Source organism: Aerosakkonema funiforme FACHB-1375, from assembly GCF_014696265.1.
Taxonomy (GTDB): domain Bacteria; phylum Cyanobacteriota; class Cyanobacteriia; order Cyanobacteriales; family Aerosakkonemataceae; genus Aerosakkonema; species Aerosakkonema funiforme_A.
On the sequence record NZ_JACJPW010000040.1, the window covers coordinates 36,369 to 59,092 of the forward strand.

Genomic DNA, 22,724 nt, shown 5'->3' on the forward strand with positions numbered 1-22,724 from the left:
CCATAAATGCTATCAGAATTTTGGATGGCAGCCATTTGGTAAAAATACCCGATTTTAGGCTCATAACTTGCTCAATCTAGATTTGGCAGTGGAAATAAGTTAAAAACAAATTGGCATAAGCTATCGTGCGCCTCAAAAGGATAAAGTAAAGTTAAGGGGGGAGCTAGCGCTTTCTTTATACGAACTGGGTCGCTCTCGCTAGCAGTCTCTTAACCGGGAAAAGTAAACGATGATTGACGAAGTTAAGCAGACAGATAAAACTGAAAACCCAACTCGGGATACTCCAGAGGAAATCTTAAGCGACAGTGCTACCGCAAAGATGGACTCGCAGGCAAAACCTGGGCTAAACTCTGAAGAAGTTGCTATTGAGGAAAATATCCTCTCAGAGGTAGAAGCAGAAGCAGATACCTACGATAGAGAGGAAATCGAAGCTGAAATAGCAGCGCTAGAACAGGAAGTGGAAACGCTCAAAGCACAGCTAGAAGAGCGGACAAACCAATACGTGCGAATTGCGGCAGATTTTGAAAACTTCCGCAAGCGCACGCACAAAGAAAAGGAAGAGTTGGAACTACAGGTAAAATGCGCCACAATTAATGAGTTACTACCAGTGGTCGATAATTTTGAAAGGGCGCGATCGCAGATAAAAACCCAAACAGAGCAGGAGAAGAGCATTCACGAGAGCTATCAGAGTGTATACAAACAATTGGTAGGCAGTCTGAAACGCCTGGGAGTGTCTCCTATGCGTCCGAAGGGGAAAGAATTTGACCCCAATCTCCACGATGCGGTAATGCGGGAACAAACTGATGAATATCCTGAAGGAACCGTAATCGAGGAATTGATGCCGGGGTATTACCTGGGAGAAAAAGTGCTGCGTCACGCTATGGTAAAAGTTGCTGCTGCTCCTGAGCCCGTGGTAACCTCAGAGGAAAGTCAGGCTCAGTCATCGGAAAGTTGATGGGAAGTGGCGATTTTAGATTTGAGATTCTAGATTTTAGATTGAATCTCAAATCTGGCATCGAAATCAAAGCAAACAACAACCCGCAACAAAAGCATCCACCACACTGCCGCGATCTATGGGAAAAGTCATTGGCATCGACCTGGGAACCACTAATAGTTGTGTCGCCTTTCTAGAAGGCGGTCAACCTGTAGTGATACCCAACTCAGAAGGAGGGCGAACCACGCCCAGCATAGTGGGATTTGGAAAAGGGGAGGAACGCTTGGTCGGTCAACTCGCAAAGCGGCAAGCGGTAATGAATGCTGAAAACACAATTTACAGCATCAAACGCTTTATAGGCCGTCGTTGGGATGACACGGCAATGGAGCGCTCGCAGGTGCCGTACAACTGTGTCAAAGGCAAAGACGATACCGTCGATGTAAAAGTGCGAGGAAAAGCTTATACCCCTCAAGAAATCTCAGCCATGATCCTGCAAAAACTCAAGCAGGATGCGGAAAACTTCTTGGGAGAACCCGTCGAGCGAGCGGTGATTACAGTGCCTGCCTACTTTACAGATGCCCAAAGGCAGGCAACTAAAGATGCAGGTACGATCGCGGGATTGGAAGTGCTGAGAATTATCAACGAACCGACCGCAGCAGCGCTTTCCTACGGCTTGGACAAACAAGACGAAGAGCAGCGCGTACTCGTGTTTGACCTGGGCGGCGGCACTTTCGACGTTTCCATCTTGCAGTTGGGCGACGGCGTGTTTGAAGTCAGAGCTACCTCCGGCAACAACCACTTGGGTGGGGATGACTTTGACAATTGTCTGGTGCGCTGGATGATAGACAACTTCAAGCAAAAGGAGGGCATTGATTTATCAACCGATAAAATGGCTCTCCAGCGCCTGCGGGAAGCGGCAGAAAAAGCCAAAATAGAATTATCCAGTATGCTCAATACCTCGATCAATCTGCCATTTATCACGGCAGACGAGACGGGACCAAAGCATCTGGAAATGACGCTCACTAGGGCAAAATTTGAAGAACTGGTAAGTCATTTGGTAGAAAGTACGATCGAACCGATGAAGCAGGCTCTGCGAGACTGCGATATGACACCGGATGATATCGATCGGATTATCCTAGTGGGAGGTTCTACCAGGATACCGGCAGTTCAAGAGGGTCTGCGCCAGTTCTTTGGTGGTAAAGCCCCAGATCGCTCCGTAAATCCAGACGAAGCTGTGGCATTGGGGGCTGCAATTCAAGGTGGTGTCTTGGGTGGCGAAGTCAAAGACTTGCTGCTGTTGGATGTGACGCCGTTGTCTCTGGGGATCGAAACCCTGGGAGAGGTGTTTACAAAAATTATCGAACGCAATACAACCATCCCGACGAGCAAGTCTCAGGTATTCTCCACAGCAACAGACGGACAAACATCAGTGGAAATCCACGTCCTCCAAGGCGAACGGGCAATGGCTCGCGACAACAAGAGTCTGGGAAAATTCCTGCTGGCTGGGATTCCGCCAGCACCTCGCGGCGTGCCGCAAATCGAGGTAAGTTTTGAGATAGATGTCAACGGTATTCTCAAAGTTGCCGCTCAAGATAAAGGCACGGGTCGAGAACAAAGCATCCGCATTACCAACACCGGTGGTTTGAGTGCTGGCGAAGTGGAAAGGATGCGCCAGGAAGCAGAAGTATACGCTGAAGAAGACCGGAAGCGCAAGCAAGTCGTCGAACTTAAAAATCAGGCAGATAGCTTGTTCTACAGTTATGACACGACGCTCAAGGAAAACAGTCAATTTATCAGCGAGGAACTAAAAGCCGCAGGCCGACAAAAGGCGGCTGAACTGCGAGCCGCAGTTGCAGATCCCTCGATTACGCTAGAGGAAATGAAGCACGAGATCGATAGCTTCCAACAAATGCTGTTTAGGCTCGGTGCTGAGGTATACGGCAATGCTAGCCAAAATCAAGATGAGTATGCCGACCAACCTTTTGCAGACTCAATGCCACTGTCGAAGGAGGAGCAACAAACTACCTCTGAAGGAGACGAAGATTTCGACTTTAATTTTGACGAAGAAAACACGGTCAGTGCCGATTACGAAGCCGTTGAATAATTTTGCTGCAATATCTCTGTAAATTTTAAATTCCTCTGCAAAGCGCTCTCTATGGCCGATTACTATGAAATTCTCGGAGTTACTCGCAACGCCGATAAAGAAGAAATCAAGCGAGCTTACCGTCGCCTAGCTCGGAAGTACCACCCTGACGTCAATAAAGAACCAGGGGCTGAAGAGCGCTTTAAAGAAATCAATCGTGCCTACGAAGTGCTTTCAGAGCCGGAAATGCGTACACGCTACGATCGCTTTGGCGAAGCAGGCGTGAGTGGAGCAGCGGCTGGAGCAGGCTTCCAAGATATGGGCGATATGAGTGGCTTTGCCGATATTTTTGAAAGTTTCTTCTCAGGCTTTGCTGGCGGAATGGGGAGTACTCGGACTGGGCGACGGCCTGGTGGGCCGACCCGTGGAGACGACCTGCGTTTGGATTTGAAGCTGGAATTCCGCGAAGCAGTCTTTGGTGGGGAAAAGGAAATCCGCATCAGCCATCTGGAAACTTGTGAAGTATGTAGCGGGTCGGGAGCGAAACCGGGAACTCGACCGCGAACTTGCTCAACCTGTAGCGGTTCCGGTCAAGTTCGCCGGGTGACTCGAACTCCCTTTGGCAGCTTTACCCAAGTTTCCGTATGCCCTAGCTGTAACGGTACCGGACAGGTAATTGAAGATAAGTGCGAATCTTGTGACGGCAGGGGTCAAAAGCAAGTCACTAAGAAGCTGAAAATCACTATTCCAGCCGGGGTTGATGATGGCACCCGCTTGAGAGTAGCCAGTGAAGGAGATGCCGGACAGCGGGGCGGTCCGCCTGGGGATCTCTACGTGTACTTGTTTGTCAATGAAGATGCGGAGTTTCAGCGAGATGGAATCAACATTCTGTCTCAAATTCAGATCAGCTACTTGCAGGCAATTTTAGGCAGTCGCATCGAAGTAAATACGGTCGATGGGCCAGAAGAACTCGCGATTCCTCCCGGCACGCAGCCGAATACGGTTCTGAAGTTGGAAAATCGAGGTGTACCCAAGCTGGGTAATCCGGTGAGTCGGGGCGATCACTTGATTACGATCGAAGTGGAAATTCCCAATCGCATCTCACCAGAGGAACGGGAACTTTTGGAAAAATTGGCTAAAATTAGGGGCGATCGCACTGGCAAAGGCGGTATAGAAGGATTCTTTGGGAATATTTTCCACAAATGAGTAACCCAGCCCTATCAACACCTGACGCGCAGTTAGACCTGCGCGGTACTCCTTGTCCTATCAATTTTGTCCGTACCAAACTCCGCCTGGAGCAAATGTCTCCAGGTTCTTTGTTGGAAGTTTGGCTAGATGCAGGCGAGCCGATCGAGCAGGTTCCGCACAGCCTGCTCATGGAAGGTTATAAAATCGAAGAAATTGAAGACCGTAGCGGCTTCTTTGCCATTTTAGTACGACGACCTGTAGATCGAGCATGAGTTCGGCGATCGCAGAACAAAATGCCTTATCACCAACTTTGCCACTGGTGGGAACCGTCTTGGCGGTACAGGCAAATTACTATTGGGTGCGCTTGGATACTTCTAGCACAACTTCTCAACAGAATGATGCTTCGCTTACCACTTTACTCTGCACCCGCCGTACACGTCTGAAAAAAATCGGGGTGGCTGTGATGGTGGGAGATCGAGTGGAGATCGAAGAACCGGACTGGGGTGGGGGCAGAGGTGCGATCGCAGAAGTTTTACCTCGCGAATCGGAACTAGACCGTCCGCCGATCGCCAATGCCAATCAAATTGTACTTGTTTTCGCTGTGGCAGATCCGCCTCTAGACCCTTACCAACTAACTCGTTTTCTGATCAAAGCAGAGTCTACAGAATTAGATGTTTGTTTGTGTCTGAATAAAAGCGATTTGGTCAGTGAGGAAGAGATCGAGGAATGGCGCGATTGCCTCGCCGAGTGGGGCTATCAACCGCTATTTATCAGCATTTTCAGCAATACAGGCTTAGATGAACTGTATCAGCAGTTAAATAATAGAATTACCGTTCTGGCTGGGCCTTCTGGAGTAGGTAAGTCTAGTATTATAAACTATTTAATCCCCAATGTCAAAGTGCGCGTGGGAGAAGTTTCGGGAAAACTCAGTCGCGGACGGCATACGACACGCCATGTAGAATTGTTTGAGTTACCGGGTGGTGGGTTTCTGGCGGATACTCCTGGTTTTAACCAGCCAGATTTGGATTGTAGCCCAGAGGAGTTAGCTTTATATTTTCCAGAGATACAAAAGCGTTTAGAAGTTGCAAGCTGTCAGTTTAGCGATTGTCTGCATCGGGATGAACCGAACTGTGCTGTGCGGGGAGATTGGGAAAGATACGACTATTATTTGGAATTGTTAGAAGAGGCAATTCTTTATCAAGAGGAATTACATCGACAAGCCGATCCAGATGCTGTTTTAAAATTGAAAACTAAAGGTAAAGGCAAAAGTAAATACGAACCCAGATTAGAAGCGAAAAAATATCGCCGTACTTCTCGAAAAACTCAGCAACAAAAGTTACAGGAGTTGTATGAAGAAGACACAGATATATAATTTAATCAAGAGCGATCGCTAATGGGTCGAAAGTTCATCCTTTGCCAAAGCAGCTCGAACGCGAGCTAAATCGAAAGCAGCACCCAGCCGAGTAAACAATTCAGATGCACTTTTCAAGTGTTTTTGTCGATCGAAGCCAGTTGCGTGTCGTCCTATCTCATAATGCGCCAATCCTTGCTCGTAGGGCATCGCCAGCTTTTCGGCCACAGCCAGACTTTTGTGCCAAGATGAGCGAGCGCGAGCGTGGTGGCCAGCCAACCAATCGTACAGACCTTGGCAAAGCCAGGAACGGGGTTGACCGATGGGAAAGGCTCGCGCAAACTTGTTTAAGGCTTTGCAGGCTCGGCAGGCTGACTCTTTGAGTGCTTTTAGCTCGTCGGTAGCGCAAAGAGTGCTATTATTCTCCCACAAAGCCAGGTAAACTTGGGCGACACCAGCGTATCCCTCAATAAAATAGTATGAATTGGGCAGCGGTAATTGGGCCAAGAGTTCCTGGGTTGCCAGAACCGCTTCTAAAGCAAGTTGTTCTTCTCCTCGCAACAGACGTGCCATCGCCAATACCCCATAAGTAGCTGGCACCGAAACGCGATCGTCAGTTTGAGCGAACAACTTTAAAGATTCTTCCAACAAACTCACAGCTTTGTCCACCTCAAACAGCCGCAATAGCCCTTCTGCTTGACCGTTAAGTCCCCAAGCTTGCTGTAAGATATCACCTCGTTGCCGAGCGGCTGCGTAAACTTCAGTCCACAGTTCGATCCCAAGATTGAAATTGCCCTGAAAGTAGGCAGCCTTTGCCATAATCGTCAAACAATATCCCCAGTGATGCCGATCTCCAAGGCGCTCGCAAATCTCTCTAGCGCGAGTCAGGTCGTCTCGGACTCGATCCCAGTGACCGACACTGATACTGTACACGCTGATGATGATTAACACCCTTGCTTCATCTGCCATTGGCAGCTCGTTGCTTTGGGCGATCGATCGCGCCCGATCGCTATACTCCTGGGCCAAGGAGTGCAGCGCCATCACCGTGGCGGCAAAACAGCTATTGGCATAGGCGCAGGCTAACTCGGTCGAAGGCCCAGCACGTTCGGCCACATTCAGGTTGTGCATAGTTGCGTACACCGATGCAACGGTCTCGTTGGCGTGGTAGTAAACTTCTGCAAGCAGATTTAAGACTCTTGCTGTTTCTAACAGAGTAGTTTGCAGCCTTGGATAGGAAGCCTGAAAACGAAGGAATCCCAGACGGTGAGTCGCTTGGTGGAGGAATTGGCACAGCAGGTGAGTCACCAAGAAAGCACCGTGGCGAGGCATCGGGTAGCCCAAAATAACCAACGATCGCTCCAGATGTTGCCGACTTTCCGCTAACTGGCCCAATCCCAAATAAGCTTCCCCTAACTGCCGTTCCCAGCGTGCTGGCCGCAAGTAGGAAGCGCTCCCATCATCCGAGCCGTTGCTCATAAAGTAGCGAAACGAGCATAGGGGCTTCCTACTGCTAGACTCAGTACGATCGTGCAGCGCCAGCGCATCCTTGAAAAAGCGCACCGCTTCCTGATTGGCGTAGTTAGCCAAAGCTTGCTCCCCGGCTTTCTCCAAATAATCGATCGCCTTCGATACTTCTTTCGTTCGGTTGTTACCGATATCTACTGCATGACTGTAGTGATGGGCTAACACAGGATAGAACAAAGACAAATCATCACCATAATTCTGTTCGTACCACTGAGCCACAGCGTAATGTAACTGCCGACGCTGGGAAAACAGCATCGTGTTATAAGTTACTTCCTGGGTAATGATGTGTTTGAAAATGTAAGCCAAATTCGGTTCTGGTGTTTCCGGTAGCGTTATATCCAATCGTTCCAGGGTGTAAAGGTAGTCAGTCAGATGCTCTTTATCAGCTTCAATCGGGTAAATTTCCCGCAGAATCCGAAACGCAAATATACGCCCGATCGCGCTGGCGACTTTCAGCGTCAGCGCCTGTAACGGTGTGAGCCGATCGATGCGACTGGTAATGACGCCCGCGACGGTATCCGGCCAAGTGAAAGTGTTAAAGTTTTCTACATCGGTGGCTAGCTGACACTCGCCATCAACAATGACGATCGACCCCGCATCGCGCAGGGCGTAGGCCAGTTCCTCGCTAAAAAACGGATTGCCTTCAGCCTTCTGTGCGATCAGTTTGGCTGCTGGCTCCGGCAAAGCTGTCACTCCTAACCGCTGGCACACGAGCGGCAGGATGTCTCGATCTGGGAGAGCTTCCAACCGCAGGTACTCGGTATTGGGCATTTGAAGCAATCGATCGTATTCGTGAGGCTTAGTTCCGGTGAGGGGACGGGTCGCCATAACCAACAGCAGAGGCCGAACTTGTTGGACAACGGCAAGTATTAACGCCCAGGATATCGAGTCCAACCATTGTGCATCATCAAGAATCAGAAGTATGGGCGACTCTTTGACCGATTTTTGCAACAGTTGCACTAACAGTTGGCAAGTGTTGTCTGCCCGGACTTTACCGCTCATTTGGGCTGTGATTTCATTTTCCGGCAAATCCAAGGGCACTACTGCGTCCAGCAACGGGGATAAGCGCAAAAGATGCTCTTGCGATGAAAAGAAGGCTATAGCGCGATCGCGTCTTGCTTGCAAATCGGTGAGTCCCTCCAAAGAAAGCAACTGGCTGAAGACCGAACGCCAAGCGTAGTAGGGTGTAGATTTTTCAATCCCGTCACCGGCACCCACCAACAGCGTTACTCCCAAGCTTTGGGCTTTCGAGCAAAGACTATTGAGCAACTGCGATTTGCCAATGCCCGGTTCGCCTTCCAGAACTATGACGGCACTGGCACCCTTTAGCAAAGCTCGAACCTTAAAGAGCAAGAGTTGCCGTTCCTTTAACCGCCCCACGACGGGCATTTGCGAACCACAGGTCAGTTGCGTCCGATCGAGTGGGCGATAAACAGGCACTGGGTCTGCCTTGCCTTTCACCTGAATGGGTGGGCAGGTCTCAAAATACAGACGTCCGCGAGCGGCTTGATACGTAGCCCGATCGCACCACACCTCATCGAATGCCTTCACCATCAGCCGAGCCGCCAGGTTCACCACATCCCCGACCATCGCGTATTCGCAGCGTGCGTCGCTGCCGACCTTACCGGAGTAAACCCAGCCAGTGGTGATGCCGATGGCGCTGGGCAAACCAAGCTCCCAGAGGTTGTCGCGAATAGCGAGAGCGGCCTGCACCGCTCGCACGGCGTTATCTTCGTGGGCCAATGGCGGTAGCCCGAACGCGGCTATGAGGACGCTGCCTTTGTCGTCCACAATCAACTGCCGGATTGTACCTCCGTAGCGATACACGCATCTCTGCATCGCCTGCATTGCCTGCTGGAGGAGATCGAGGACTTCAACATCTGTGTAATCGATTCCTTTTGCTTGCACGAACAGGACAGTCACGTTGCGGAGTTCGGCGAGCCACTCAGTTTGTCCTGCATCTAGGCGCTCTAGAGTCCCAAGTGGAATATACCCCCGCAGTGCAGCTGCCATTTCCGGCAATACGATCGGCACTTCAGTTCGACGGGGTAGCAGTGGCTCTCGCACAGCTTCCAATCGCACATAGCCCGATTCCAGGATAGTTCCCTCGAACTTGTCTTGGATAAGCGCCCAGCCTTCAGGAGAGATACAGACTTCCCCTTGTTTGGCATGAGCTTCTGCGCTGGCCATCTGGACAAGGGGCTCTCCCGCAATCAGAAATTCCCAACGCCCTTTCACTCCGCCGACGTGCAAACCGATTATTTCCCCCGCCGCTATGCCAATATGCAGGGTCAGCCGAATATCATCTGCAACGTAATCTTTGAGTTCTCTGAAGATAGCTAAACTACACTGTGCAGCCCGATGAGTCACCCTATCTAGCGGTTCGTCGATGGTCGGCCAGATGGCCAGCAGCGCATCGCCAGCAAACTTGATGACATCACCGCCGCTAGAGGTAATCAGGGCAATTAGCTGGCCAAAATAGGCGTTGAGGTGCTTTGTCAGTTCCTCCACGCCAGCTGGACTGCTTTGGCGTCGTTTTTCCGCTAGGGCAGTAAAGCCGGAGATATCGGCAAACAAAACTGCCGCCTGAAAGCGTTCCTGCACTGGCGCGGTAAGGGGTGTAGGATTGGTTGAGGCGCGACGCAGGGTGTGTGCGGGAACGTAACTGGAGAGAATCTCGATGAATGGAGTCATAGAGGTTCTTTGGCGCAAACCAGGCTGAATGTAGATCTTTCGCCCGCTTTCAGTTTAGAGTCACGGCTGTGTGGGAAACAATTCGCCAAACGGCGGATTGAGGGCAAAAAGAAGCTTTATTGAAGGAAAAGTATGGCTGTTTGCAATAACCCCACTATAAAACCTAAAATTCCTCCTAAATTAACGATCGCCTGTAATTCACTTCTCACAATTCCCTGAATGGCTGCTTCTAAATCTTTTGGCGAAGTCGCTTTCACCCGCTCAATAATAACTCGGTCTATATTCAAAATAGGAATTACCTGCTCCATAATTTTTTCTAAATCTCGTTCCAGATATCGCTCCAAAACCAAAGCCAATTCGTTGCTGACGACTTCCAAAGAAGTATTCACAACGGCAGAATTTCGCAGTCGTTTGAGCACTAAAAAAGCGGTTTCTTCCCAGTTGATAGAACCAGTTAATCCTTGCAGTAATTCAGCACCGCGATTTTGAATATAACTGCGAATACTTTCCCGCATCGTTTTCCGCAATTGCCGCACTGTCGAAACTGGCAAATTTTGCAAAGATAGATTTTGCAGCCATACTCTCAAGCGTTCTTTAACTGCCAAAGATTGAATTAATTCCCGCAAACGCGCATTTGTTTCCTCTTTTTCATCTAAGCAATAAGTTCGCAGGCGAGTTAAGGTATTTTTTAAACCGAATAAATTTGCTACCACCCAATAAGTACCGCTGGTTTTCTCGCGAAAGCCCTCATCAATAATTTGAATATTGCGATCGGTCAAAAAATCAATCAACGCCAGCCGCAAAACATCTGGAGGTAGCACTACTTGCAGCAGCCAATCTGCTAACTGACTTGCTTGTTGTTCCGTCAGTTGGAATTCCAACAAAACCTGGTCAAAAATTTGGTTTATTTGAACTTCTAGAAAATCTTCGCGACGCGCTAAAACTTTAAGCAGACGAGGCAAAGATTCCCCCAATAAATCGCGGAGAATCCCGGCGAGAACTTTGGCAGTTTTCTGTTCCTTATCGGCTTGAAGTTGATCCAGTGCGAGCTTGAGCAGCCAGAGAATTCCCGCTTGAACGCGCTCTGTTTGCAGCAGCTTTCGCGCCAGGTTTTGCAATTCTTCTGGCGTCAGGAGGGAACCCATGATCGTGTCAGAAATCCGCTTTGCCAATCGCTCTTGATTGGCAGGAATCAAACCGGGTGTAAAAGGTAGCCGTCGCTTACCTATGTAAATAGGTCGGTAGGGACGAAATAGCATATTAATGGCTATATCGTTGGTAAAATAGCCAATAATTGCACCTAGTATCGGAGGGCTAATGTAAAGCCAGATGTTGGACAGATTCAACTTTATTTGCAAATCGATAATTGTTATTAGGTAGTACGTAATAGGTAATTAGTAGCAAGTAGATAGCCACTACCCACTACCAAATACCCATTACCGATTACCCACTTACTTTTATTCTATTTTGCAATTACTAAAACACCCATCATACCACTGGCAATTTGATAGTGCGTGGCGGTGGCAAATCCGGCTTGAAGAGCCAACTCCACCTGTTTTGAGCCGATCGGAAATTGGTCTAAGCTGGGAGCAATATAAGCGTACTCTTCAGTTAATCCCAGATACTTGGCAGCATTCACGACAATTTTTTCCAGATACCACTCCTGAAAGCTGCGTAAGGCGGGATTGCTGGGGCGGTGGAAGTCAAGAATGGCGGCTTTGGCACCTAATTTGAGGACGCGGTGCAACTCTTGCAGACAGTGGGGGATATCGGTGACGTTCCGCAAACCATAACCCATTGTGGCGCAGTCGAAATGGTTGTTGGGAAAAGGCAGATTGAGGGCGTCTGCCTCTACCCAGGTAACGGAGAGAGGCGGATAATAATTTTGGGTTCGCTCAGAAGCGATCGCCAGCTGCTGACAAGAAAAATCCACTCCGAACACTTTTCCAGCACTTCCCACCTGACGCGCCAGCATGAGAGCAATGTCGCCACTACCGCAGCATAAGTCCAGGCAGATATCTCCAGGACTCGGATCGCTCCACTTTACGGTCATTTGCTTCCAAATGCGATGCTGGGCGAGACTCAACCAATCGTTGAGCGAATCGTAAACCGGCGCAATGCGGTCAAATAGATTGCGAATTTCAGTACTGCGACTATTTAAGGTCATCCGATTTTAAATTTTAGATTTTAGATTTTAGATTTTAGATTTTAGATTGACCTATGCTGACATTTAGCTAAAATCGAGGATCTAAAATCTAAAATTGTTGGTTTCAAACAGCAGCGCGGGTACTTAAGAGGGCTAGCGCGATCTGTTGAGCTGATAGATGAATTAGTTTAATTTCATCTTCTCGCAGTTGCAACGGACGTTTCCATTGCAGAGACAAAACGGCTAGCACTTGCGATCGGTAAGTAATTGGGATAATTAAATGTGCCTGAACTCCGGATGCCGGGTAGTGTTCGACACCAGATAAGTTTGTATCGGCAGGCACATTCACCGATACCTGCATTTGCTTGCTGGCGATCGCTTCTTGGGCTAGAGGATCTTGGGCCAGCCAATTTGACACCGGGGCATCAGCACTGTAGATACCTTGGCCAGAATCTAAAGTATTGCCCTGCACCAATTGCAAAATACAGCCATCTGCCAGGAAATTTTCGCCAAAAGCCTCTGCAATTGGCTCCAGACAATCTTCTAGACTAGAAGCTGCTTGGGCGACATGAACAACTGTGGAAAGCAATGCTGTTTGTGCTTGGGCGCGACGCAATTCTTCCGTTCGTTGCTTGAGAAGTTCGTATGTCTCCGTCGCCCGTTGTACCACTCCTTTTAGTTCGATAGGGTCCCAGGGCTTGGTGATATACTTGTACACCTGTCCGGAATTAATTGCATCTACGAGATCTTCTATATCCGTAAATCCCGTCAATATAATTCGCACCGTGTCCGGAAATTGGGGCACGGTTTTGCTAAGGAATTCGGTTCCCTTCATCTCCGGCATTCGCTGATCGGAGATAATCACAGCTACTTCGCCCTCGACTGCTAGCACCTCCAAGGCATGAACACCACTTTCTGCCTTGAGGACGTTGAAATCTCGCCGGAAGGTGCGATAGAGCAGATCCAAGTTATCTGGCTCATCGTCAACTACCAGCATCTTGGGCTTTTTCCGTCGTTCTAAGCTCATAAGTTGACGCCGGATGCTCTCAAGCTCTGGAATGGCATTATCCATACTATCTGAATCAACTCCTTCCAGCCAATGGGGATTGGCAATGGCCCTGCCTGAATGTTAATTAAAACAGTTATCCTCATTTAGACAGCACGTAAATAAACTGGTGACTGGAAATTAACTCACTTGGGCGAGGTTTTAAACCCCAAAAGTTTTGCCTATAAGGATAGGGTTTGCAGGCCAAAGCAAATTGATCTCCCAATAGCGCTACATTTGAAAAAGATGGGTGCAACCCCAATCGATCGCTTCTGTTGAACCCAAAGCTGGAATTCTAACAAATATATCGTTTATTTTCTTCTTCTGCCATTATGACCGATCTAACACCAGATGCTCCCAACTCTCATCCGCAGCCAACCAACGCAACTGGCGAAGTTGAAGATTTACTGCGTAGCCTCCGGCGCAAAGAAGGCACCTGGGTTTTTTGGGGGCAAGCTTGCCAGACATTACAAAAGGCAGGCTACAATCCGCAGAAGATTTTTGAGGAGACTGGGTTTGAGCCGATCCAGCAGAATCAGGTTATCGTGGCGTCACAAGTTTACACGAGTATGGTGAATGCTGGTGTATCGGATGAGGTGCGATCGCACTTTCAACGTACCGGTAGCGATAGTTTATACGAATTTCGCATTCTCACCCAAACGGAACGCGCCGCCGCCGCTACTTTCGCCGTGGCACAAAAGCTTGACTCCCTAGCCGCGAAAGAATTAGCCAAAGCGATGAAAGAATTATCGCGGATGCGTACCTTGCCACCCGGTTTTACGGATAGTGCGGGCGACGCCCTCGCCTATCAGTATTGGAAATTTGCCCGCGAACAATCAGACTTGCAAGAGCGATCGCGCCTCATCGCTAACGGCTTAAAATATGCTACCAGCGACTCTGCTAGGCAACAAATCGAAAAGCTGCTGACCGATTTTAACGTTGTTCCTCGCCGTCCCGCTCCCCGCTTGCCGATCTATCGACTCGAAGCAGAGGAAGAATTGCCCCGCATCCTACCTGTAGTTGGCAAATTCCCCCTCTCCACTCAAGACTTAAAAGCTGTACCTTTGATTGAGGAAAGTGGGCCTTTCCGGGTTGTCAAGTTTTCCGGGTCGGGGGCATGGGTTCCCGTACCCGGTTGGCAAGTTATCCTAAATGCAGAAGATCCCGTAGCAATTTTGTGGGATAGCAATCTACTTCCTAACCAAATCAATAATTTGCACGAAGAAGTGATTGTAGTTGTAGATAGAGCCGATCGACAATGGGATGGTAATAGTTATTTTATTGCCGAACAAGAAGGGCAGTTGCAAATTCACTGGTTTGAAGATTCGCCAGAAGAATCGCTGCTAGGACGAGTTGTCTTGGTGCTGCGTCCTAAGAAAATTTTGGATGAAAATGTTACCAAGGATGTTTGGCAAATTGATGAGTAGGTTTTTTTAGGGGTTAGGGGTTAGGGGTTAGGGGTTAGGGGTTAGGGCGTCGGGGAGAGGGAAGAGGAAATAGAGAGAAATTTTGAATTTTGAATTTTGACTTTTGACTTCCCCACTCTTCCCCTAGCTATAACAACGATAAAGTTGATAGGGAATACCGATGCGGTGGTATTCAGAGGGATCGATCGCACAATTTGTTTGACCCGAAAGTGCTAATTGCGGCGGATAATCGCGCTGTCTAAGTCCGGGTGCAACTACCCACAAATTTAGGGGCAGTTTTTGTGGTGTGGGTAATTGAGATAAATTTTGCCAAACTGAATCATATCCCGGAGACAATTTGAAAAAAGCAAATGTCGGACAAATACTTGCATTTACCTCACATTGGGTTGGTGAGAATTGATCTATTCCTAAAGCGAAACTCAATCCCAAAGCAATATCCTGAGAATCTTTATATCCCATCACAACCATGAGAGAAACATTGGGTTCCCGCAGCATATCTTGGGCGACTCGCTGGGGATGGTATGGCTTTTGAAAAGCCATACCATAAAGGACAAAAATACAACTGAGAATGCCAACGAGTAAGAGAGTGGGAGAGAGTTTTGAGGTAGAGAATTTCTGACTTTCCTTGTTGACAAGCGCCGCTGCGATTAAAGCACAGATAGCTGGGTAATAGACAAAGTTATAGCGAGGCGCAATGGTGATATCTTTACCCAAAATATAGACGATCGCCAATAATTCTAGTAGCACAAAAAGGGAGAAACTTGCCAGAGTTAGGGTCGCCATCTGGGTTGCTTCGTTGTGCCAAAGTTGCTTTATCCCCTGAAAAACGTGCCATCCCAACCACCCACCAAATATAATCATCAACAAACCGGCAGGAATTGCTATCCACAGAGGCTGGTTTTCGACCGGCAGGGCAATTACCATGAGCAACCAAGCGGCTATGGTTTGGTATAAAGGAGCAATATTTTGGGGTGCGGGTAACCAACTGGTTTCCGGACGCCCAAAATGTCCTATTAATATCGGTAACCAGGGTATGAAGAAGGCAAATGGCAAAAACATTGCCAACAGTGGAATGATGGGTAAGGTGGGAAAAAAAGCTTTCAGTTGTTGCCTTTTTAGTAAAAAAACGATTAAAGTAGCGAACTCGGCGAGTAAGGCAAGGATATAAAAGTAGTGGACGTAAAGGCCAGTGGTGTTGATTGCTACCCAACTAAACCAAACTATTGGCCGTAATTTTTGTTGTTGAATATCTTGCTGGATTTGAATCAGTACCAGCAATGATAAAGTTATCAGCAATACAGGCAGAGTGTAATGACGCGCTTCTTGGGAGATGTAGAGGCCAAAGGGAGAAACTGCCATTAAAGCTGCTGCCATTAGCCCTGTTGGGCGGGAAAAAGCAACTCTATTAAGCCAGTAAATGGCAGCGATCGCACCCACTCCAAACAAAGCGGGTAGCGATCGCAATACCATCCTCAGTGCTGAGTACTGAGTGCCAAATTTTGCTACCCAGGCGTGCATCAGACAAAAAAACAGAGGTGGATGAGTAGACTGGGTAGCAAGGGTGCGGGCAATTTCCGGACAAGTAGCAGCTGAATTGAAAGTAAATATTTCCGGTAAGCGGCTGATGGGAAAAACCACTTCTACAGGCACATCGCTGTACGATCGCCCCAATGTAATTAAAGCAGTGATGACTTCATCCAACCACAAAGGCTTGAAATCGAGATGCCAAAATCTGAGAGTTATTCCCAGTGCGAAAGCTATTGCCAACCCCAGGTGATGACGAGAAATTTTCATCGCAATAACAGAGGTTTCTTCACGAAAGCTGCTATTTCCTGCGTCAACCAGTCTTTTTCAATCGGCGTTAACCAAAAACCGAAACGATGGGTGCGAACACCTTCCACGAAAGCGCAAGCTGTCACCGAGCGAGGTATTTGGCCTTTCAATTTTGCCAGCAGCTCATCCTCGGTCGGCACAAATTTACTCACTTCTACGCGATCGATATCCTGAGTGCGTCCCTGCACTTGGTAAAATACCCCCAGAAACGACCATCGCAGTCGGAAGTTTTGCCTGTCAATTTCCAGTTTCGTGCGACCCAGCAATTTAAACACCGAATCTTTCAGCTTGACTAAACCGAACATTCCTAAAAGAATTGCCCCTAGCGGAAACAGCCAGAAAAATGGACTGTAAAAAACCAAGCGGTAAAAAGAAAACAGAAAAGATGAGATTGCCAGCCACATCAATCCAGACACAAAATTGAACAAATCCCAGTATTGCCATCCCTGACGGGGAATTTCTGCCACCAAAAGCCGATCGGTTTTTGTCAAAGCGACGCGAGTACCTGCGGGACGCCGAAGTTTGGGGACGAGAACGCCATTGCCTTTTAGCACAGAAAGTGCTTCTTTGGTTGATAAAAATCGATTTTCTACTGTCGGTTCCAGCAGCTTGTCCAACCAGTCCGCGAATTCCGAGGAAAATTGTGACTGAGAGCGGAAATTAATCTTGAGCTGGCGAGAAGGAAATTCCGCAGGCGATCGATGAGTCAAAACGAACAGCAAAGTTGCCCCCAAACCGTAGAGATCGGTAGCGGCGAAAGCTTGCCCCCGAAACTGCTCTGGTGCCATGTAGCCGTAGGTACCCACAACCGTACTGCCACCAGTAATTGTATTCTGATAAGTGGCTTTTACCGAACCAAAATCCACTAAAAATATTTGTCCGTCTTCTCTCCTGATGATGTTATGGGGTTTGATATCGCGGTGGATAACGGGTGGTGTAAGTGCGTGCAGGTAACTCAAAACATCTAAAATTTGGGCAGCTAGCTGTCTAACCTCGGTTTCGGTGGCGTGCCAACCGCTTTGCACCAAAGAAAAGAGCGATCGCCCTTCTGCCAATTCTTGGACTAGGTAGAAAGACTGGTTATTGTTTGTTTCTACCTGAAAATAATCTATATAACGAGGAATGGCGGGATGGTTGAGGTGGGAAAGGACGCTGGCTTCTCGTTCAAACAGTTCTAAGACTTTCCAGTCAGCCATACGGTTGAGAGACAGCGCTTTGATCGCCACTCGCTTACGAGTTTGCAAATCTTCTGCCTCGTAAGTTGTCCCCATTCCACCTTGCCCTAAAATGTCAATTATTGTATATCGTTGGGCAACGATATCTTGAGGCTGGTGCAGCAGTTCCATGAAGCTTATTATGCTGTGGGTTGTACTCCGATCTTATGTCAGCGGTCAGAAGCTGACACTGACCTCAAACAACTGACAACTGACTTTTAACAAATGACACACAACAAAGAGCAGGCTTTGCAGCTGATTCGCGATCGTCTGCGATCGGGACAGCGGCAAATGGCAGATTGGCAAACAGGCCCGCTGGCGGTTTCTGCGGTTCCCGGTGCGGGTAAATCTACGGGTATGGCGGGTGCGGCGGCGATCGCGATCGCACGCAATCAACTGCATAGCCGTCGCCAGCTCGTCGTCGTCACTTTTACTCGTTCCGCTGCTGCCAATATCAAAGCCAAAATTCGCAGATATTTGCGAGAGGATTTGTCATTACCGCAAATAGGCTTTGTTGTCCAGACGTTACACGGTTTAGCGCTGAATATTGCCAGCCGCCATCCCCAACTTTCCGGTTTAAATTTAAATAATGTGACGGTAGTGACACCCGATCGCAGTCACCGTTTGATTCGCGCTGCGGTAGAGCGATGGATCGCGGCAAATCCCCGTCGCTATCAAATTTTAGTAGCAGGGCAGCAATTTGATGGGGAGGAAACGGAACGGTTGCGCCGTCAGTCGGTTTTGCGTACAGAGGTGTTGCCTTCTTTAGCACAAACGGTGATTCACGAAGCAAAAAGTTCCGGCTATTTGCCCGCAAAGTTGTGGGAATTGAGCGAACAAACGCGGGATGATTATGGAATTTTAGCGATCGCAGCGGGATTGTACGAGAATTATCAGGATTTATTGCGATCGCGTGACTTCATCGACTACGACGAAATGATTCTCGCCGCTTTGCGAGTATTGGAAAACGAAAATATACGTCGTCTCTGGCAAAACCAAGTTTTTGCCGTTTTTGAAGACGAAGCGCAAGATTCATCTCCCTTACAAACCAAATTATTGGAAATTCTCGCCACCGACCCCAGTAATCCCAACGCACCGCCGAATTTAGTGCGCGTTGGCGACCCCAATCAAGCGATCAACTCCACCTTCACTCCTGCCGATCCGATTTATTTTCGTCGTTTTTGTTCTGATTGCGAATCAAATAGGTTGCTGGCAACAATGGATAGAGCCGGTCGCAGCAGCCAAATTATTATCGATGCGGCTAATTTTGTGCTTGAGTGGGTGAATACTTCCCAATTGGCAGGTACAGAACAACCTTTTCGCCCTCAGAAAATTCTGCCAGTGACAGCGGATGACCCGCAACCGGATGCTAACCCAGATCCAGTCGGTCGGGGATTGGAAATTTACACGCCTCGCGATGTTCATCACTCAGTCAAGTTAATCGGTGAGCGAGTGCTGGAACTATTTGCCCAGTATCCCACGGAGAAGCGATCGGCAGCTGTGTTAGTGCGGACAAACGACCAAGGGCGATTTGTTCACCAACAACTAAAAGAAGAATATGGCGATCGCATAGATATATATGATGTAGTTCAGCACACTCTCTACACGAAAGTACCGGCAGAAATATTATCTCTGTTGCAATTTGTCGATCGACCCCATTCTCCCGACTACTTAAAAGCTGCCTTAGAAGTGCTGGTGCAACGCCAGTTAATTCCCCCGCAAGACCTCAACGCGCTTGCCAGTTTACCAGAACAATTCCTTTATCCCGGCCCTCTCGACCCACCGCAGACAGAACAAGTGCTGAAGGCGCGTCGTTTTTGTACAAAGTTACTTCGCGCCAGGATAGAGTTGCCCCATTACCAGTTGATTACTTTTCTAGCTTTAGCTTTAAATTATGACCCAACGGAACTTGCCACGGCTGACAAATTAGCCGAACGGGTAGTCCGACAAACTGCGGGTGACAATTCGATGCCGAGTACTCTCAATGCCCTCAGCGAAATCGTCAGTTCGGAAAGATTTGAACCTGTCGATACGGAAGGCAATGACAGTCAGTATACTCAACCGGGCAAGCTGACGATCGTCACGATGCACAAAGCGAAAGGGCTAGATTGGGATTACGTATTTATCCCGTTTTTGCACGCGGCGATGATTCCCGGCAATCTGCGGATACCGACACCGACTCAGTTTCTCGGTGATTTTACTTTAGCAGAGGTGGCACGGGCGCAAATTCGCGCCAGCCTTCACGGTGAATCTGCTTTACCGGAAGTTACGGAAGCTTGGGAAAAGGCGGGATATTTGAAAACAGCTGAGGAATTTCGTCTTCTCTACGTGGCGATGACGCGGGCGAAACGTTTGCTGTGGATGTCTGCTGCGAAACAAGCGCCTTTTACTTGGAGTAAGCCGGAGAATTTGCAGGAGCAATTGCCTTGTCCGGTAATCCCAATGTTAAAGGGTAAATTTCCGCGATCGATTGTTTCTTTGTCTATGGTGTCGAGTTGAATAGGCGTTTCTGTTTGCGTTTGAGTACCGCACCCGCACCCATATCACCAAATGCGAGTAAAGTCAATTCCCAATTATGTTCCGGAACAGATTGAGGAACAGGATCGGGGGCGCGAAAGATGTCTATCTGGAATGAAGCTAGAGGACTGCCGTTAAGTCTTCGACTGTAACGGGAGATGAATGGCGACCAATATATAAACTGAGTGTGAGCGAATCCTTATTTTGGTGTCGCTTGTTGCTCAACATACCAAAAAATCGATCGTTCCTACATGATTAATGGAGACAGTATCAAAGTACGAAAATGGGCCGCTTATATCAGCAATGGTGGTAAATTCTGTTGCGTTGCTTATTGTGAAAATTGTTGTATCCAAATCTAGTATCTCCAAAAGCTTGTGGAAATTACTGAAGGCTTTTCGCTTTCAACCATCTATTCACGATTAATATCAAGTAATTATGACATATAAGAACTAGACTTTATCAGTAGTTGTACGTAATCTTTATCAAAAAAATATATTTAAAGGTTTTGATTAAAGATGGGATCGAAACGAACGGGAGATTAGCGAGTAAAACTAGCCGAGTCTAACGGGTGGTAGCAAAGAAACCGGGTTTCTCTGTAGCCAATCGAGCTAAAAAAGGCTGCAATCGGGTCAATTGCACGATATTACATGGCTATTTGTAATATTGCCGCTCGATCCATATCCGTATTTCTGCATCTGTACGCAAGGATATGGAGCGATCGCTGACTTGATTCGGAAGCTTGCCGATAGTAAAATAAGATTCAGTTGAATTATACCAAAACTTTGCGTTCGGAATCGACTGCGATATCCCCTAACTTTAGCTAAGTAGTTCGCCATGCAGAAAGTGGCGTAAATTAAGCATTAAAACTGTTCGTAACGCAAAAACCTTATCCAAAATTCTTTGTCAATTTGATTGATAAATTACTTGACATTGAAATCATTTACCAATTTTGTTAGTTTCCACAACAATGTCCTATTTAGGTAAAATTCTCGTTTCCTATTTAGAAAATAAGCGATAATATAAGAATATCTCTGTTGAGGGCTTTTCTTAAACTCACAAGTGGCTACCAAGACTTCACTACACCCTGATGACTGAACCAAATCGGCGAGCTGAGGGTGGTGGTTGAAGATACTCTTGTTAAGAAACATTGACAAATAAAGCAGTTTGTCAAAAGAAATTGCTGCAATTTTTTGCGCTCGGCTATAGCGGAGTGGATTTTGTATATACCCAGAGTTAATGCAGTGGTTAAAACTTACTTTTTCAGGGTTAGTACTTAGATTTAACAATAAATGTGATGTCATACTCTGGAGAACTAACGGTAAGGGGATTTGTTAGTTTGCATATCATATTGTTTTTTGTTAAGATTTTTTTAAGAATTATAAAATTTAGTTTTTTTCTATCCATCAAAAGTAAGATATATATATGTAATCCAGAACGCAGAAATTGTTTGAAAATGCCGCTAAGGAACCAGGATGACTACCAACGATTTAGCTATTGACAAGCTGAGCGACCAAATACAAATTTACAGCCAGAGGCAGTTCAGTGGGAGGCTTGACGTACAGGGAGCGACGACTTGGAGCCTTTACTTTTGCCTCGGTCGCCTTGTCTGGGCTACCGGGGGAACACATCCGCACAGGCGGTGGTACAGGTATCTCAGTCAGTACTTTCCTCAGATCGCTTCCAACAGCATTCGCCTCAGAGAGACCGATATAACCAGATACTGGGAGTATCAAATTTTAACCGTCTTGGTGAAGAGGCAGAAGATTGCGGGAGAACAGGCTGTAGCTGCAATCAAGAGTACAGTAGCAGAAGTTTTGTTCGATATCCTCCAGCATCAAGAAAAACAGCAGCTGACTTACACTTGTACTCAAGAAGAAGTTTTAGATGCGTCGCTAACCCTAATTAGCCCAGCCCAAGCTTTGCAAGAGTCCCAACAAGCTTGGGAAACTTGGCGCAGTGCTGGTTTGGCGAATTTATCGCCCAATTTAGCGCCTGTGCTGAAACAAGCGGAGGAACTGCAAAAGTTGGCTTCCCCTCGCGTTTACCAAACGCTGGTGAAGGTGATTGATGGAAAACGAAGTCTCCGAGATTTGGCACTTCTTGTGAAGCAAGATTTACTAACGCTAGTGCGATCGCTCACGCCTTATATCCGAAAAAAAATCATCGGACTCGTAGAAATTGCGGACTTGCCCAAACCGGGCACAACCGCCACAACTCCACCCCCACAAACCGCACAAAGCAGAGGAGAAACAGAAATTCCTCCCACGGAACCATTGCAGCAAATACCAATAGCCAAACCTTTACCCTCACCGCCGCCACCGCCACCACCACCGACAGTTTCAATACCATCAAGACCTTTAGTGGCATATGTGGAGGATAGTACGCTGGATTGCCAAATAATGGAGGATATTCTCCTTAAAGCTAGCTATAAATTTTTGAGTATCAAAGATTCTATGCAAGCTTTGCCACTGCTGTTGCAACACAAGCCAGATGTAATTTTTCTAGACCTGGTTATGCCAGTTGCCAACGGCTACGAAATTTGCGCCCAAATTCGCAGAATTTCATCTTTTAAAAACACACCTGTGATTATTCTTACGGGCAATGACGGGATAGTCGATCGAGTTCGTGCCAAAATGGTGGGAGCAACTGACTTTTTGTCTAAACCGGTAGTAGCTAACAAAGTACTGGCAGCCCTACGAAAACATTTGAACTCTTCACCAGTGTCAGACTCTGAGCCTCAATTATTACGCTATCAAACTTCTTAAAGG

Annotated in this window: 14 protein-coding genes; 8 read left to right on the forward strand and 6 right to left on the reverse strand. The window is 47.7% G+C overall.

Annotated features, from left to right (window positions below; genetic code table 11):
- Positions 1 to 229: 229 nt before the first annotated feature.
- From grpE to rsgA, 5 genes are all read left to right on the forward strand, one after another.
- Positions 230 to 955 (forward strand): nucleotide exchange factor GrpE, encoded by a 726-nt coding sequence (grpE, locus tag H6G03_RS16580; RefSeq protein WP_190465600.1) that lies wholly within the window; start codon positions 230 to 232, stop codon positions 953 to 955.
- A gap of 118 nt (positions 956 to 1,073) precedes the next feature.
- Positions 1,074 to 3,038: a molecular chaperone DnaK gene (gene dnaK / locus H6G03_RS16585; RefSeq protein ID WP_190465603.1), complete on the forward strand. Its 1,965-nt coding sequence runs from the start codon at positions 1,074 to 1,076 to the stop codon at positions 3,036 to 3,038.
- A 51-nt stretch (positions 3,039 to 3,089) separates the two neighbouring features.
- Positions 3,090 to 4,223 carry a molecular chaperone DnaJ gene (gene dnaJ / locus H6G03_RS16590; protein ID WP_190465605.1) on the forward strand — a complete coding sequence of 378 codons (1,134 nt, stop codon included), beginning with the start codon at positions 3,090 to 3,092 and terminating at the stop codon, positions 4,221 to 4,223.
- Entirely contained in the window at positions 4,220 to 4,477 is a 258-nt protein-coding gene (locus H6G03_RS16595) for a sulfurtransferase TusA family protein (RefSeq protein ID WP_190465607.1), read from the forward strand. The genes dnaJ and H6G03_RS16595 overlap by 4 nt, the downstream gene beginning before the upstream one ends.
- Entirely contained in the window at positions 4,474 to 5,577 is a 1,104-nt protein-coding gene (rsgA, locus tag H6G03_RS16600; RefSeq protein WP_190465609.1) for a small ribosomal subunit biogenesis GTPase RsgA, read from the forward strand. The genes H6G03_RS16595 and rsgA overlap by 4 nt, the downstream gene beginning before the upstream one ends.
- An 18-nt stretch (positions 5,578 to 5,595) precedes the next feature.
- Here rsgA and H6G03_RS16605 read toward each other — a convergent pair whose 3' ends face one another.
- From H6G03_RS16605 to H6G03_RS16620, 4 genes are all read right to left on the reverse strand, one after another.
- A complete protein-coding gene (locus tag H6G03_RS16605) occupies positions 5,596 to 9,774 on the reverse strand; it encodes an adenylate/guanylate cyclase domain-containing protein (protein WP_190465611.1) in 4,179 nt (1,392 codons plus the stop codon).
- Positions 9,775 to 9,890: 116 nt separating this feature from the next.
- A complete protein-coding gene (locus H6G03_RS16610) occupies positions 9,891 to 11,120 on the reverse strand; it encodes a DUF445 domain-containing protein (RefSeq protein ID WP_190465613.1) in 1,230 nt (409 codons plus the stop codon).
- A 116-nt stretch (positions 11,121 to 11,236) separates the two neighbouring features.
- Positions 11,237 to 11,941, reverse strand: coding sequence for a bifunctional demethylmenaquinone methyltransferase/2-methoxy-6-polyprenyl-1,4-benzoquinol methylase UbiE (gene ubiE, locus H6G03_RS16615; RefSeq protein ID WP_190465614.1), 705 nt, complete (start codon positions 11,939 to 11,941; stop codon positions 11,237 to 11,239).
- Positions 11,942 to 12,044: 103 nt separating this feature from the next.
- Positions 12,045 to 12,992 carry a response regulator gene (locus H6G03_RS16620; RefSeq protein WP_190465616.1) on the reverse strand — a complete coding sequence of 316 codons (948 nt, stop codon included), beginning with the start codon at positions 12,990 to 12,992 and terminating at the stop codon, positions 12,045 to 12,047.
- Positions 12,993 to 13,297: 305 nt separating this feature from the next.
- Between H6G03_RS16620 and H6G03_RS16625 the strand changes: the two genes are divergently transcribed.
- Positions 13,298 to 14,392, forward strand: coding sequence for a RuBisCO accumulation factor 1 (locus H6G03_RS16625; RefSeq protein ID WP_190465617.1), 1,095 nt, complete (start codon positions 13,298 to 13,300; stop codon positions 14,390 to 14,392).
- 123 nt (positions 14,393 to 14,515) lie between these two features.
- On the opposite strand, the gene H6G03_RS16630 is transcribed toward H6G03_RS16625, so the two are convergent.
- Both H6G03_RS16630 and H6G03_RS16635 read right to left on the reverse strand, forming a co-directional pair.
- A complete protein-coding gene (locus H6G03_RS16630; RefSeq protein WP_190465619.1) occupies positions 14,516 to 16,186 on the reverse strand; it encodes a glycosyltransferase family 39 protein in 1,671 nt (556 codons plus the stop codon).
- Positions 16,183 to 17,571, reverse strand: coding sequence for a serine/threonine protein kinase (locus tag H6G03_RS16635; protein WP_190465621.1), 1,389 nt, complete (start codon positions 17,569 to 17,571; stop codon positions 16,183 to 16,185). The genes H6G03_RS16630 and H6G03_RS16635 overlap by 4 nt, the downstream gene beginning before the upstream one ends.
- Positions 17,572 to 17,664: 93 nt before the next feature.
- On the opposite strand from H6G03_RS16635, the gene H6G03_RS16640 reads away from it, so the two are divergent.
- On the forward strand, positions 17,665 to 19,938 hold the full coding sequence (locus tag H6G03_RS16640) for an ATP-dependent helicase (RefSeq protein ID WP_190465623.1): 2,274 nt from the start codon (positions 17,665 to 17,667) through the stop codon (positions 19,936 to 19,938).
- 1,490 nt (positions 19,939 to 21,428) lie between these two features.
- Positions 21,429 to 22,721, forward strand: a complete 1,293-nt coding sequence (locus tag H6G03_RS16645) for a response regulator (protein ID WP_190465625.1) — start codon at positions 21,429 to 21,431, stop codon at positions 22,719 to 22,721.
- Positions 22,722 to 22,724: the final 3 nt, after the last annotated feature.

Excerpts from the sequence above, each read along its gene's own strand:
- dnaJ (WP_190465605.1), top strand. The coding sequence starts at position 3,090 with ATGGCCGATTACTATGAAATTCTCGGAGTTACTCGCAACGCCGATAAA.
- H6G03_RS16640 (WP_190465623.1), top strand. The coding sequence starts at position 17,665 with ATGACACACAACAAAGAGCAGGCTTTGCAGCTGATTCGCGATCGTCTG.
- rsgA (WP_190465609.1), top strand. The coding sequence starts at position 4,474 with ATGAGTTCGGCGATCGCAGAACAAAATGCCTTATCACCAACTTTGCCA.
- dnaK (WP_190465603.1), top strand. The coding sequence starts at position 1,074 with ATGGGAAAAGTCATTGGCATCGACCTGGGAACCACTAATAGTTGTGTC.
- H6G03_RS16595 (WP_190465607.1), top strand. The coding sequence starts at position 4,220 with ATGAGTAACCCAGCCCTATCAACACCTGACGCGCAGTTAGACCTGCGC.
- grpE (WP_190465600.1), top strand. The coding sequence starts at position 230 with ATGATTGACGAAGTTAAGCAGACAGATAAAACTGAAAACCCAACTCGG.
- ubiE (WP_190465614.1), bottom strand. The coding sequence starts at position 11,941 with ATGACCTTAAATAGTCGCAGTACTGAAATTCGCAATCTATTTGACCGC.
- H6G03_RS16635 (WP_190465621.1), bottom strand. The coding sequence starts at position 17,571 with ATGGAACTGCTGCACCAGCCTCAAGATATCGTTGCCCAACGATATACA.
- H6G03_RS16620 (WP_190465616.1), bottom strand. The coding sequence starts at position 12,992 with ATGGATAATGCCATTCCAGAGCTTGAGAGCATCCGGCGTCAACTTATG.
- H6G03_RS16645 (WP_190465625.1), top strand. The coding sequence starts at position 21,429 with ATGACTACCAACGATTTAGCTATTGACAAGCTGAGCGACCAAATACAA.
- H6G03_RS16625 (WP_190465617.1), top strand. The coding sequence starts at position 13,298 with ATGACCGATCTAACACCAGATGCTCCCAACTCTCATCCGCAGCCAACC.
- H6G03_RS16630 (WP_190465619.1), bottom strand. The coding sequence starts at position 16,186 with ATGAAAATTTCTCGTCATCACCTGGGGTTGGCAATAGCTTTCGCACTG.
- H6G03_RS16605 (WP_190465611.1), bottom strand. The coding sequence starts at position 9,774 with ATGACTCCATTCATCGAGATTCTCTCCAGTTACGTTCCCGCACACACC.